At 63.1% G+C, this 13,429-nt stretch carries 14 protein-coding genes; 6 read left to right on the forward strand and 8 right to left on the reverse strand.

All coding sequences use genetic code 11. The features are described from left to right. Positions 1-216 precede the first annotated feature (216 nt). Both ypfJ and ACODSJ_RS21750 read left to right on the forward strand, forming a co-directional pair. Entirely contained in the window at positions 217-1,101 is an 885-nt protein-coding gene (gene ypfJ / locus ACODSJ_RS21745; RefSeq protein WP_489103698.1) for a KPN_02809 family neutral zinc metallopeptidase, read from the forward strand. Next, positions 1,102-2,049 carry an alpha/beta fold hydrolase gene (locus ACODSJ_RS21750; RefSeq protein WP_489103699.1) on the forward strand — a complete coding sequence of 316 codons (948 nt, stop codon included), beginning with the start codon at positions 1,102-1,104 and terminating at the stop codon, positions 2,047-2,049. A 45-nt stretch (positions 2,050-2,094) separates the two neighbouring features. On the opposite strand, the gene ACODSJ_RS21755 is transcribed toward ACODSJ_RS21750, so the two are convergent. From ACODSJ_RS21755 to ACODSJ_RS21765, 3 genes are all read right to left on the reverse strand, one after another. Then, positions 2,095-2,688, reverse strand: a complete 594-nt coding sequence (locus tag ACODSJ_RS21755) for an HAD family hydrolase (RefSeq protein ID WP_489103700.1) — start codon at positions 2,686-2,688, stop codon at positions 2,095-2,097. Then, a complete protein-coding gene (tesB, locus tag ACODSJ_RS21760; RefSeq protein WP_489103701.1) occupies positions 2,685-3,554 on the reverse strand; it encodes an acyl-CoA thioesterase II in 870 nt (289 codons plus the stop codon). The genes ACODSJ_RS21755 and tesB overlap by 4 nt, the downstream gene beginning before the upstream one ends. A 102-nt stretch (positions 3,555-3,656) precedes the next feature. Beyond that, positions 3,657-4,226 carry a GNAT family N-acetyltransferase gene (locus tag ACODSJ_RS21765; protein ID WP_489103702.1) on the reverse strand — a complete coding sequence of 190 codons (570 nt, stop codon included), beginning with the start codon at positions 4,224-4,226 and terminating at the stop codon, positions 3,657-3,659. Positions 4,227-4,299: 73 nt separating this feature from the next. Between ACODSJ_RS21765 and ACODSJ_RS21770 the strand changes: the two genes are divergently transcribed. Further along, positions 4,300-5,220 (forward strand): histone deacetylase family protein, encoded by a 921-nt coding sequence (locus tag ACODSJ_RS21770; protein WP_489103703.1) that lies wholly within the window; start codon positions 4,300-4,302, stop codon positions 5,218-5,220. Between the two features lie 239 nt (positions 5,221-5,459). Further along, positions 5,460-6,701: a TIGR03862 family flavoprotein gene (locus tag ACODSJ_RS21775; protein WP_489103704.1), complete on the forward strand. Its 1,242-nt coding sequence runs from the start codon at positions 5,460-5,462 to the stop codon at positions 6,699-6,701. Between the two features lie 137 nt (positions 6,702-6,838). Here ACODSJ_RS21775 and rhlE1 read toward each other — a convergent pair whose 3' ends face one another. The 5 genes from rhlE1 to ACODSJ_RS21800 form a co-directional block, all read right to left on the reverse strand. Next, positions 6,839-8,176, reverse strand: coding sequence for an RNA helicase RhlE1 (gene rhlE1 / locus ACODSJ_RS21780; protein ID WP_489103705.1), 1,338 nt, complete (start codon positions 8,174-8,176; stop codon positions 6,839-6,841). A gap of 68 nt (positions 8,177-8,244) precedes the next feature. Continuing rightward, entirely contained in the window at positions 8,245-9,147 is a 903-nt protein-coding gene (gene yedA / locus ACODSJ_RS21785; RefSeq protein WP_489103706.1) for a drug/metabolite exporter YedA, read from the reverse strand. A gap of 253 nt (positions 9,148-9,400) precedes the next feature. Further along, positions 9,401-10,012, reverse strand: a complete 612-nt coding sequence (locus tag ACODSJ_RS21790; RefSeq protein WP_489103707.1) for a 3'-5' exonuclease — start codon at positions 10,010-10,012, stop codon at positions 9,401-9,403. A gap of 21 nt (positions 10,013-10,033) precedes the next feature. Then, complete coding sequence (locus ACODSJ_RS21795; protein ID WP_489103708.1) at positions 10,034-10,513, reverse strand: LabA-like NYN domain-containing protein; 480 nt, start codon at positions 10,511-10,513, stop codon at positions 10,034-10,036. A 139-nt stretch (positions 10,514-10,652) separates the two neighbouring features. Then, the gene (locus ACODSJ_RS21800; RefSeq protein ID WP_489103709.1) at positions 10,653-11,417 is read right to left on the reverse strand and encodes a DUF2076 domain-containing protein; all 765 of its coding nucleotides are present in this window, start codon (positions 11,415-11,417) and stop codon (positions 10,653-10,655) included. A gap of 177 nt (positions 11,418-11,594) precedes the next feature. On the opposite strand from ACODSJ_RS21800, the gene ACODSJ_RS21805 reads away from it, so the two are divergent. Together ACODSJ_RS21805 and ACODSJ_RS21810 are read left to right on the forward strand one after the other, a co-directional pair. Then, positions 11,595-12,251, forward strand: a complete 657-nt coding sequence (locus ACODSJ_RS21805) for a YciC family protein (protein ID WP_489103710.1) — start codon at positions 11,595-11,597, stop codon at positions 12,249-12,251. Continuing rightward, the gene (locus tag ACODSJ_RS21810; RefSeq protein ID WP_489103711.1) at positions 12,248-13,327 is read left to right on the forward strand and encodes an endonuclease/exonuclease/phosphatase family protein; all 1,080 of its coding nucleotides are present in this window, start codon (positions 12,248-12,250) and stop codon (positions 13,325-13,327) included. Before ACODSJ_RS21805 ends, ACODSJ_RS21810 begins: the two co-directional genes overlap by 4 nt. Positions 13,328-13,429: the final 102 nt, after the last annotated feature.

The following is a 13,429-nucleotide window of genomic DNA, read 5'->3' on the forward strand; positions in this document are numbered from 1 at the left end:
CGTGCGGTGCAGTGTTGGGCCTGGGGAAGTCCGGATAAGTTCTACAGCCGAAGTGTAATGAAAATCCGCGAACCCGGCAGGATCGGTTCACCCATGAACCAAAACCCGTATCAGTTGCCTGACAGCTCAAGCGCGGCGCGCACCTTAGGCGCGTGAACGCTAGACTCACGGCAACGGCAGGCACATTCTTCACAAGGCCCATCAGAGGATTTCGCCATGTTATGGAAAAAAGGTCGCCGCAGTGACAACGTGGTGGACGCTCGCGGAGACAACGGGGGCGGTGGCGGGATGCGCTTCGGCGGCGGCAAGGGATTGAGCCTGACGGCCATTGTCCTGATTGTCGGCATCGGCTGGATCACCGGCCAGGACCCGATGCAGATCCTCGGCCAACTGGCCGGGCAGATGGCCCCATCCGCGCCCACCTCATCACAAACCCGCCAAGCGCCATCGGCCAACGACGAACAGGCCGAATTCGTGCGCTCGATCCTCGGCGACACCGAGGACACCTGGGGCCAGGTCTTCCAGCAGGCCGGACGCCAATACCAGCAACCGAAGCTGGTGCTGTTCAGCGGCCGGGTCAACTCGGCCTGCGGGCTGGCCTCTTCGGCGACCGGGCCGTTCTATTGCCCGGCGGACCAGCAGGTCTACCTGGACATGAGTTTCTTCAAGGAGATGTCCCAGCGTTTCTCGGCCGCCGGTGACTTCGCCCAGGCCTACGTCATTGCCCACGAAGTCGGCCACCATGTGCAGACGCTGCTCGGTGTGTCGGCGAAGATCCAACAGGCACGCCAGCAAGGCCGCCAGATGGAAGGCGACGGCGGCCTGCTGGTTCGACAGGAACTGCAGGCCGATTGCCTGGCCGGCGTCTGGGCCAACCATGCGCAAAAACGCCTGAACTGGCTCGAACCCGGCGACATCGAAGAGGCCTTGAACGCCGCCAACGCCATCGGCGACGACCGTTTGCAGCAACAGGGCCAGGGGCGCGTGGTGCCGGACTCCTTCACCCACGGCACCTCCGCACAGCGGGTGCGCTGGTTCAAGGCCGGCTTCACCCAGGGCCAGGTCAGCCAGTGCGACACGTTCGCGGCGAAAAACCTGTAGATGAAGCGGGGGGCGTTGATTGGCCTGTTGCTGTGCTGCCTGGTTGTCCAGGCAGACGAACAGGGCGTGAAAGAGATCGCCCAGGGACGCCTGCAACTCAGGGGCGGCGCCATGGCGGTGGCCGTGAGCCCGCCGCCTGCTTCCATCCAGCGTGTGCTGATCATCGTCCATGGGCGGTTGCGCAACGCCGACACGTACCTGCGCAGTGCCGAAACCGCCGCCGGGCACGCCGGACAACAGGGCACGACCCTGATCATCGCCCCGCAGTTTCTCAATGAGCAGGACGTGGCTCGCCATCAGTTGCCCAGTGACATCCTGCGCTGGCAGGGCAACGACTGGATGGCCGGCGGCTTATCCACAGGGCCGAACCCGGTGAGTTCGTTCCAGGTACTGGACGACATCGTGGCGCGGGTCAGTGATCGCCAGCAATTTCCCGAAGTGAAGGAGATCGTCATCGCCGGCCACTCTGGCGGCGCCCAGGTGGTCCAGCGCTATGCCCTGCTCGCCCATGGTCAATACCGGATCAGCCCGCGTTTTGTCATCGCCAACCCGTCGTCCTATGCCTATTTCGACGGGCAACGGCCCATGGCCTTCGCCCCGGGCAGTTGCCCTGGCTTCGATCGGTGGAAGTACGGCCTGCAAAACCTGCCCGCCTATGCCGCCGGACAGACACCGGCTCAATTGGAAGAAACCTACATCAAGCGCGACATCGTCTATCTGCTGGGGCAGCAGGACATCGACCCGGAGCATCCGGCGCTGGATAAAAGTTGCGAGGCACAGACCCAGGGGCCCTATCGGTTACTGCGCGGGCATTTCTTTTTCGACTACCTGACCCGGCGCCATCCTGCGGGGTTGAACCAGCGGCTGGTCGAAGTGCCTGGGGTTGGGCATAGCGGTGAGGGGATGTTCAATTCGGCGCAGGGGTTGAAGGCTTTGTTTGGGCAGTGAGTCTTGCAGTGGCCGGGAAAGCGATTAGCCAGTCCACACAAAACCTCAAGCCAACAGCATTCGCCGCAACTCGAAACAATCCCGCGCATGCCAATCCGTCAGCTCCGGCCAGGGGTTGTCCGGCAGGTTCACCAACACCGTGCGCGCACCCGCCGCGCGACCGCAGTCGAGGTCGAAGCGGTAGTCACCCACCATCACCATCGTCTCCGGCGCGACCGCCCAGGCCTCGGCCAGCTTCAACAAGCCACCGGGGTGCGGCTTGGGCGGCGCTTCGTCACGGCCCAGCACATCCTCCACGGCAAAACAGTCCGCCAGGCCGATGGCTTCTAGAGTCACATGAGCCAATTCGCGGGCGTTGCGGGTCAGGATGCCCAGGCGATAGCCGCGCCCCGCCAGGTCCCGCACCAGCTCGACCGCTCCGGGCGCGGGCCTGGAACCCAGCGCCAGGTCCCGCTCGTGTTCCAGCAGCCAGGCATGCTTGGCCGCCGCCTCCTGCGCCGGCAATGCGGCGAGGTGGGTCAGGATGTCATCTTCGGGAGGAATCGCCAGGGCCACGCGGATCGCCGCGAAATCGTGCACGGCAATGGTCAGCGTGCCGTCCATGTCGAAGACCCAATGCCGAACATCCGACAGGCTCATGCCCAGTCCTTGCGATGGCGGATCAGGCCTTCCTGGGTCACCGAAGCCACCAGTTGCCCGGCGCGGTTGAACACGCTGCCACGGGAAAAACCACGGGAATTTCCGGCCCATGGGCTGTCCATGGCATAGAGCAACCAGTCGTCGGCACGCAGGTCGGCGTGGAACCACAAGGCGTGATCGAGGCTGGCAACCTGCATGTCTTTATGCCAGACCGACTTGCCATGGGGCAGCAGCGAGGTGGTCAACAGACCGAAGTCCGACGCGTAGGCCAGCAGGTATTTGTGCAAGGCCGGCGAGTCCGCCAGGGCACCGTCGGCCCGGAACCACACGTACTTGATCGGGTCCGCCGGCTGCGGGTTGTAAGGGTCTTTTTCGGTGACCGGGCGCACCTCGATCGGCTTGGGGCACAGCAGTTTTTCGCGCATGTGCTCGGGCAACAGGTGCGCACGCTGCTGGGTCAATTCGAGTTCGGAAGGCAGGTTCTCCGGCCCCACCACCTGCGGCATGGTGCTCTGGTGCTCGAATCCCTGTTCGTCGTACTGGAAGGAAGCACTGCAGGTAAAGATCGGATGCCCTTTCTGGATCGCCGTCACCCGCCGGGTGCTGAAACTGCCGCCGTCGCGTACCCGGTCCACCTGGTAGACCACCGGCAACGCCGCGTCACCGGGGCGCAGGAAATAGCCGTGCATCGAGTGCACATGGCGCGCCGGCTCCACGGTCTGGCTGGCCGCCGACAGCGACTGGCCGAGCACCTGGCCGCCGAACAGCTGGCGGAACCCCAGGTCCTGGCTGCGCCCGCGAAACAGGTTCTCTTCGATCGGTTCCAGGGTCAGCAGGTCGACCAGATCTTCCAGCACATGGCTCATTCAGACTTTCCTCACACAGCGCAATACCGCGCAGTCTGTGCTGCGGCGGTGAATCGATTGTCGGCCCGGGCCGTTGCGCGGGCATTGTAACGTCCGTGTCGGCTAACCCTGCAGGGTCTGTAGCCATTGTTCACGATTGATGCGATAGAGCACATGGTGCCGCAAGGGATGATCGACGGCGAGCTTGGGGTGTTCGAAGTCGTCTGCCGGATCGTGATGCATGCCGATGGCCTGCATGACCTTTTGCGACGGCAGGTTATCCACAGCGGTGAACGCCACCACTTCTTCTAGCGACAACCGGTCGAAGGCACAACGCAGCGCCGTCCATGCGGCCTCGCTGGCATACCCCAGGCCCCAGTGTTGCCGGGCCAGACGCCAGCCGATCTCGACGGCCGGGGTAAAGTGCGCGTCGAAACCGACCACGCCAAGCCCGGTAAAGCCGATGAAGGCGCCGGTGTCCTTGCGCTCCAGTGCCCATAAACCAAAGCCATGCTCAGCGAAATGCCCGCGCACGCGGCCGATCAAGGCAGCGCTTTCCAGGCGACTCAGGGGCGCCGGGAAATAACGCATCACCTGCGGATCGGCCGACATGGCGGCAAACTCCGCCAAGTCATCATCGCGCCACTGCCGCATGAGCAGGCGGGCGCTTTGCAGTTCGAGTATCGGCTCCATCTTCGCTCCCTTTCCATGCCCCTGAGTCTACAACGCTGATACGATCCATCACATCACCACCGCTGAAAACACCATGCCCCTGCCGCTTATCTATCACGAAGACTACAGCCCCGAGTTCCCGGCCGAACACCGTTTCCCCATGGACAAGTTTCGCCTGTTGCGCGATCACCTGGTGGACAGCGGACTGGTCCATGACGCCGACCTCCTGCGCCCGGCGCTCTGCCCGCCAGACATCCTCGCCCTGGCCCACGACCGTGGGTATATCGAACGCTACATGGGCGGCGAGTTGTCCCGTGAAGACCAACGGCGACTCGGCCTGCCCTGGAGCGAGGCCCTGGCCCGCCGGACCGTGCGCGCCGTGGGCGGCTCGATCCTGGCCGCCGAACAGGCCCTTGAGCACGGGCTCGCCTGTCACTTGGCCGGCGGCACCCATCACGCCCACCACGACCACCCGGCCGGCTTTTGCATTTTCAACGACCTGGCGGTGATCAGTCGTTATTTCCTGGCCAGCGGCCGGGTCTCGCGGGTGTTGATCTTCGATTGCGATGTGCACCAGGGCGACGGTACCGCCCGAATACTCCATGACACCCCGGACGCCGTGACAGTTTCCTTGCACTGCGAAAAGAATTTTCCTGCCCGCAAGGCGCAAAGCGATTGGGACATTCCCCTGCCGATGGGCATGGAAGACGCCGCTTACCTGAAGGTGGTGGACGATGCCCTCAACTACCTGTTGCCGCTCTACCAACCGGACCTGGTGCTGTATGACGCCGGCGTCGATGTACACAAGGACGACGCCCTCGGCTACCTGAAACTGACAGACGAAGGCCTCGCCGCCCGCGACGAGAGCGTCATGCGCCATTGCCTGGGACGCGACATCCCGGTGGTCGGCGTGATCGGCGGCGGCTACAGCAAGGACCGCAAGGCCCTGGCCCGCCGCCACGGGATTCTGCACCACAGCGCGCAACGGGTCTGGACGTCATCAGGTTGTCATTGAAACCTGGGCTTTACCCACAATGGCTGTGGAGCGGCCTGTGGATAACCTGAGCGAAACGGTCTACAGCCTGCGCTGACTGTAGCGTACAGAGACGTGGCTATTTTTTGATCAACTGTCTTCAAGAATCCCAAATCTCCTTGTGGGAGCGAGCAAGCCCGCTCCCACAGCCCACAGAGATCTCCATAGGGAGTTGTGCTGATAGAATGCCCCGCCTATTCCAGCCCCCACAGTTCAGACCCATGACCTCGACCGCCCAGCCGTCCCCCCCAAACATCGCCATCATCGGCGGCGGCCCCGCCGGCCTGATGGCGGCCGAGGTGTTGAGCCAGGCCGGCGTTCAAGTTGATCTGTACGACGGCATGCCTTCGGTGGGCAGGAAATTCCTGCTGGCCGGCGTGGGCGGCATGAACATCACCCATTCCGAAGCCTTCCCCGCGTTCCTGTCCCGCTACGGCGAGCGTGCACCGAATATCGCGCCAATGTTGCGGGCATTCGGGGCGGATGAGTTATGCACATGGATTCACGGGCTGGGCATCGACACGTTTGTCGGCAGCTCCGGGCGGGTGTTCCCGACCGACATGAAAGCCGCCCCGCTGCTGCGCGCCTGGCTCAAGCGCCTGCGCGACGCCGGCGTGGTGATCCACACGCGCCATCGCTGGCTCGGCTGGAACGCCGACGGCAGCTTGCGAATCGCCTCGCCGGACGGGGAAAAAGCCCTGAGCCCCAACGCGACATTGCTGGCGCTGGGCGGCGGCAGTTGGTCGCGCCTGGGCTCCGACGGCGCCTGGATGCTGCCCCTGGAACAGCGCGGCGTCGCCCTGGCGCCCTTGCAGCCGAGCAACTGTGGCTTCGACGTGCAAGCCTGGAGTGAAGTGCTGACCAGCAAATTCGCCGGTGCCCCGCTGAAAAATATCGCCATCGGCTTGAACGACGATGCGCCGCGCCTCGGCGAATGCGTGATCACCGCCACCGGCATTGAAGGCAGCCTGATCTACGCCCTGTCGGCCGCGATCCGTGAAGCCATCAACCAGCACGGCCACGCGACGATCCATCTGGACCTTTTACCAGGCCGGCCTGTGGATAAGATCCACCAGGCCCTGAACAAGCCACGCGGCTCGCGCTCGATGGCCAAGCACCTGCACAGTCAATTGGGGATCGATGGGGTCAAGGCAGCGCTGTTGCGCGAGCTCACACCCGCCGAGTGCTTTGCGGACCCGGCGCGGCTGGCCCAGGCGATCAAGGCCCTGCCTTTGACGCTGGTGAAGACCCGCCCCTTGGACGAAGCCATCAGCAGCGCCGGTGGCGTGACCTTCGAGGCCCTGGACGAACGCCTGATGCTCAAGCAAGTGCCCGGCGTGTTCTGCGCCGGGGAAATGCTTGATTGGGAAGCACCGACCGGCGGCTACCTGCTCACGGCGTGTTTTGCCAGTGGCCGGGCGGCGGGGTTGGGGATGTTGGAATGGTTACAGCGCCAGGGTTGAAAACCCGGCTGTCGCCATCGCGAGCAGGCTCGCTCCCACAGTGGTCTCACTGGTGCTCACAGATCCAGTGTCCACCACAGAGCCCCTGTGGGAGCGAGCCCTGCTCGCGATAGCGATGTATCGGCCGCCGCAGTCCGTCAAGGCTTGCGCTTACGCGGCCCCGTATTGAACACCGGCACTTTGCGCACCGGCTTGACCGCAGGCTCCACAGGCCCCGAATCACCGCTGTCCACCCACTTGCCCAGGTTGCGCTTGCCGCCAGCGCCCGAAACCTTCGGTTTCTTCGGCTTTTTCGGTTTCTTGATCACCTGGCCGCTGGCATCGGTGTCCGGTACCCGGTGCTCAGGCTCGAAATCCTGCTCCATCTGGCGAGTCAGCGTTTTGCGCGTCAGCATCTCGATGGCCGACAGCAGGTTCACTTCATCGGCGCAAACCAGGGAGATCGCTTCCCCGGTGGAGCCCGCACGGCCGGTGCGACCAATACGGTGGATGTAGTCCTCGGCGACGATCGGCAGGTCGAAGTTCACCACCAGCGGCAGGTCTTCGATGTCCAGGCCACGGGCCGCGACATCGGTGGCCACCAGGATCTGGACTTCACCCAGCTTGAACCGGTCCAGCGCGCGCTGGCGGGTGGCCTGGGGCTTGTCACCATGAATGCCATCGGCGTTGACGCCAATGCCCTGGAGTTTTTCCACCAGCGCATCGACCCCATTGCGGGTCTTGGCAAAGACCAGCACTTGTTTCCACTTATTCTTGCGCAGCAAGTGCACGAACAGCTCCGGCTTGCGCTTCTTGTCCACCGTCACCACCCACTGCTTGACGGTGCTGGCGGCGACGTTGCGCGGGCTCACCTCAATGCTCAGCGGGTCGTTGAGCATCTGCTCGGCCAACAGGCGGATCGCGTCGGAAAAGGTCGCCGAGAACAGCAGCGTCTGGCGCTTCTTCGGCAGGGCCTTGTAGATGTTCGCCAGTTCCTCGGAGAAGCCCAGGTCGAGCATGCGATCGGCTTCGTCCAGCACCAGGGTCTGCAACTGATTGAACTTCACCGCATTCTGGCGAAACAGATCGAGCAGGCGACCCGGCGTGGCGACCAGCAGATCGACGCCTTTGCGCAACTTCATCATCTGCGGGTTGATGCTGACGCCGCCGTACACCGCGTAGGTGCTCAACGGCAGGTTCTGCGCGTACTGGCGCACGCTTTCATGGACCTGCTCGGCCAGTTCACGGGTCGGCACCAGGATCAACGCCCGCACCGAGTTGGCGGCGACCTTCGGCCCTTCGGTGGTCAGCACCTGCAACAGCGGCACGGCGAAACCGGCGGTCTTGCCGGTGCCGGTCTGGGCCGCCGCCATCAGGTCGCGACCGGCCAGCACCGCCGGCATGGCTTGGGCCTGCACCGGGGTCGGGGTCTGGTAGCCGAGCGTCTCAAGGGCGCGCAACAAGGGTTCGATCAGGCCAAGGGTGGCGAAAGTCATGGGAGTACCGTAGGAAAATTCAGTGCAGTATGTGTGCAAAAGTGCAATGCGCGGCAGTTTACCCTAAATCAGGATTCGGCCGGCGCAGGCTTGGGCTTGCGCCACTGGGGCAAGCCAATCAACACCACCGCACTGATGATCACCAGCATCGCCATGCCCTCCTCCACACCAATGCTCTCACCGGCAAACACGATGCCCAGCAACACCGCCACCGCCGGGTTGACGTAGGCGTAGCTGGTGGCCGCCGCCGGCCGCACATGCTTGAGCAGGTACATGTAGGCGTTGAAGGCGATGATCGAACCGAAGCAGGTCAGGTAGGCCAATGCGAACCAGCCTTCCAGCGGCGGGACGCTCGCCAGGCGTTCGCCGCTGGCCACGCTGCCGATCAACAACACCACGCCGCCCACGAGCATTTCCACCGCACTGGCCATCGCCCCCGCCGGTAACGGCACATGTTTACTCAGCACCGAACCGAAGGCCCACGACGCCGCTGCGAACACCAGCAAGGTCGCGCCCAAGGGGCTCGACTGCAAGTTGGAGCCCAGGTTGAGCATGGCGATGCCGATCAGGCCCAGCACAATCCCCGCCCACTCCAGGCGAGTGTTGCGCGCGCCCCAGAAATAACCGCAGAGCAAGGTAAACAAGGGCACCGTCGCCACCGCCAGCGCCGCCACCCCGGACGCCACGCCCGTGTGCTCGGCCACACTGACCGCGCCATTGCCGAAAGTGAGCAACAACACACCAATGAGCGCCCCGGCCTTCCATTGCGCCCACGTCGGCGCCGGAGCCCCGCGCCAGCGCAGGAAGCCGTACATCAGCGAACCGGCCAGCACAAAACGAATCCCGGCCATCAACAACGGCGGCCAATGTTCCACACCGATGCGAATCACCAGGTAGGTCGAACCCCAGATGACATACAAGGCAAAAAACGCAGCGATCAAAGGCAAGGGGAAACGGCGTGGGCCAGGCATGGACGGCTCGAAATCAGGACAGTGGGAGCCGATATTCTAGAAAGGCGATGGCGGGAAAATAAGCTACAAAACCTGTTTATCCGAGCCGTACACTTTTGCTGTCCAGCGCATCGACATGCGGGGGCATCTGTTCAACACAAATCAAACTGTGGGAGCGGGCTTGCTCGCGAATGCGGTGCACCCGTTAACACCCTTTGACTGAAACACCGCATTCGCGAGCAAGCCCGCTCCCACAAGGGTTCTACGGGTGTATTCAGAACCCACGATACCGCTTGAGGTGCTCAGCGACCTTCGCCGCCGGCACTTTCTGCAAGCTGCACAGCAAGTCATGGGACAACTCCCGCAATCCGTGCTTTTGCCGCAGTTCCGAGGCGAGGTGGGCAGTGAGGTTGGCGGCCATTTCGGCGTCGGCCATGGCCCGGTGGGCCTGGCCGGTATGGGGCAGGCCGGCGAAGGTGTTGAGGGTGCCGAGCTTGTGGTTGGGCGCCGCCGGCAGCAGGCGCCGGGCCAGCAACAGAGAGCAGGCAAAGTTTTGCAGGCGGGTGCGTTTGATGCGTCCCAGTTCGAAGTCCCAGAACTTCTGGTCGAACGCGGCGTTGTGGGCCAGCAGTGGCGTGGTGCCGACGAATTCGTTGACCTCGTTCATCACCTTTTCCGCCGACGGTGCGCTGCGCAGCATGGCGTTGCTGATGCCGGTCAGCTGTTCGATGAAGGCCGGTATACGTACGCCGGCATTCATCAGGCTCTGGTAGCGGTCGACAATCTGGCCGCGTTCAAGCATCACCACGGCAATTTCGGTGGCGCGACAGCTGCTGCTCGGGGTGATGCCGGTGGTTTCAAAGTCGATGACTGCAATGCGTTCCAAACCTGCTGGACTCCCTGAAAATCAATTCTTGAGCAACAACGCGCCTTCGATGGGCACGTAGCGGCTGGCGGCGCGGATCAGTGAATTGGCGGTCAGCCCCGGCACGCCATAGGCCACCGCCTGCACGCCGTGCTTGTGGATGATGCGTTCGAGCAACATGTCGAAATCGCCATCACCGGAGGCCAGCACCACTTCGTCGACGTGGTCGGCGGCGTCCATGATGTCCAGCGTAATGCCGACGTCCCAGTCGCCCTTGGCCGAGCCATCGCTGCGCTGGATGTAGGGCTTGAGCTTCACGGTGAAGCCGAGGTTGCGCAGGATCTGCTGGAATTGCTGCTGCTTGCTGTCGCCGCGATCGATCGCATAGGCATAGGCCTCGACGATCTGCCCTTGCTTGCTGACATCCGCCCACAGGGCGGCGTAGTTGAAATGGCAGCCATAGGCCTGGCGCACGGTGTAGTAGAGGTTCTGGACATCGGCGAACACTGCGATTTTCTTCACCGCATTTCCTCTTGGATGCACAAGTGCGCAAGCTCTGAGTCAGGCATTGCGCCCGAAAAGTCGCACAGTATGCCAGCCTGAAGGAATGTTCCGCGAATAATCGGTCCGAGGCGCCAGGGCACCTCGGACGAATGGCAGGTCAGACGAAGGAATCGTCGTCGCCGAAGAAAGATGAATCGTCGCTGTAGTCCGCGTCGCTGAAACCGCCCTGGTCGTTGCCATAGGTGTCGTTGTCCGCCACGCGCTGGTCATCGCCCCAACCGCGCTCGGTGCTGTCATTGCTGGGCTGGACCGGTTCTTCCTTGATGATTTCGACGATTTCCTGGGGTTGCTGATTGCTGTGGAACAGGCTGCTGATGCCTTGGGCCAGCATCACGCCACCCGCCACACCGGCAGCAGTTTTCAGTGCGCCACCCAGGAAACTGCTCGCCGCCGGGGCTTGCTGCTGCGGTGCGCCATAGTTGGCCGGTGGCGCACCGAAACCTTGCTGGGGTTGCGCATTGAAAGCTGGTGCATTGAAAGACGGCTCGCGCCAGCCACCACCGCCGGAAGCCGGGGCGCTGGGGGCAGGTGCCGGGCGCGAATCCCGAGCGCTGCCACCGAAAATACTTGAGAGAAAACCACCACCGCCGCTGGGTGCCGAAGTCTGGCTGCGGGCCTGTTGCAGTTCGCCGCGCAATTGCTCGACTTGCTGTGTGAGCTGCTTGTTCTGCTCATCGAGACGCTTGATCGCCGCCTCTTGCACCAGAATCGCCTGAGCCATGAAGTAGCCCGCTGCGGGCTGGCTCGCCAGATGTTCCTTGATCCGCGCTTCGGCCTGGGCGTCGCGCGGGGCTGAATCCCTTTCGGCCTGTTGCAGCCGTGAAAACAGTCCATCGATCAGGGTTTGTTCTTCGCTGTTCATGGCGACCTCATCAGATTGCCGGGTAGAAAACCGTGCCGGTTCCAAAGACCGGCGCCCACCAGTAATGGGGCTCGGTGAACAGGTTTCAATGGTCTTTACCTGATGTTTACGTTTGCTTGTGGCACGGCCTGATCGGTTAAAGTGTCTGACCGCTTTATTGAGCTGCGATACCGACCCATGAATCCGTTTGACGTGCTGCGCGACTCTTTGTATTTCTTCAAGCGCCATCTGGGCCGGATCGCCCAACTCTGCCTGCCACTGGTGATACTCGAAGCCGCGTTGCAACAAGGCGTCGACAACCTCGCCGATCCCGAGGGTTTTCCCGGCTACAGCCTGATCCTCGGGTTGTTGGTATACCCCCTGTACACCGCTGCGTTGATCCTGTTTCTCGATGCCCGGACCCGCGGCGAATCACCGCGCTCCCGTGACCTGCTCGCCGCCGCCGTCGCCCTGTGGCCACGCTTTGCCTTGCTGAGCGCCATCAATACGGTGCTGATCCTGGTCGGTGTCTCGCTGTACCTGCTGCCCGGCCTGTGGCTGATGGTGACCCTGGCCTTCAGTGAATACCTGCTGGTATTGAGTGGCCTGGCACCGCTGGCGGCGATGAAGGAAAGCCTGGCCCTGTCCCGCGGCCACTTCTGGCGGATCCTGGTGTGCATACTCGCTGTGATGGGCCCGCTGTGGCTGCTCAAGGGTGCCAGTGTCTCGGTGTACCCGCACCCCAGCCCTCTGGTCAGCCTGCTGATCGACAGCGCGTATACCTTCTTGCAACTGTTCACCAGCGTGGTGCTGTTCCGGATGTTCATGTTGATTACCGAAAAACCTCAGCCATGACCCGTCCACTGCGCTACAGCTTGCTGGGCCTGGCGCTGATCCTCGGGGTCGCGGTGTTTTCCATCTATGGCCTGACCTGGCACCCAGCACCACGGGAAACGCTGCCGGTCAGTTGCACCGCCAACGCCGCACCGTTGGTGCCCGGCCAAGCCTTGAAGGTGATGACCTGGAACGTGCAGTTTCTGGCCGGCAAACGCTACGTGTTCTGGCATGACCTGGCCCAGGGCGACGACGAAAGCCCGACCCTGGAGGACATGGCCTTCAGCCTCGACGAAGTGGCACGGGTCATTCGCGACGAGCAGCCCGACGTCGTGCTGCTCCAGGAACTGGACGACGGCGCCAAGGCCAGCGACTACCAGAACCAGCTGAAGTTGCTGCAAGAACGCCTCGCCGATCTCTACCCATGCGTGACCAGCGCCTTCGACTGGAAGGCCGACTTCATTCCCGACCCGCACATCTTCGGCAGTGTCGGCCGGCAACTGGCGACCCTGAGTCGCTACCGCATCGACCGCGCCGAACGGGTGCAATTGCCAGTGGCCGACACCAACTTCATCAGCCGTCAGTTCCAGCCCAAAGACGCCTTGTTGGTGAGCTATCTGCCGCTGAGCGACGGCGGCCAACTGGCGGTACTCAACACCCATCTGGAGCGCGCCACACAGCCGGACAAGACCCTGCCTAGCCAGGTCAGCGCCGTGGCCGGGACGCTCGACACCTTCGAATCCCAGGGCACGCCCTGGTTGATCGGTGGCGATTTCAACCTGCTGCCCCTGGGTCAATACCGGCGCCTGCCCGATGCGCAACGCACGCCCTATTCCGCCGACAGCCCGCTGCACCTGTTGTGGGACAAATACCCGATGATCCCCACCAACAACGAAGCCAGCGGCATCGACCGCGAACACTGGCTGACCCACTACCCGAACGACCCGGGCCTCAACGGCCCCGACCGCACCGTCGACTACCTGTTCTACAGCCCTCGGATCAAACGGGTCGAAGCCCAGGTGCGACAGGACGATACCTTGCGCATTTCCGATCATCTGCCGGTGATTGCGCGGTTTTTGTTGCCGGCTGTGCCTTAGCAGAACTCACCAAAGCCCCTGTGGGAGCCGAGCTTGCTCCGGGCGGCGATCCGACGATAGCGGTGTGTCAGTCAATAACAATGCTGCTGATCCACCGCAATC

It is taken from the genome of Pseudomonas sp. FG6 (assembly GCF_057809015.1).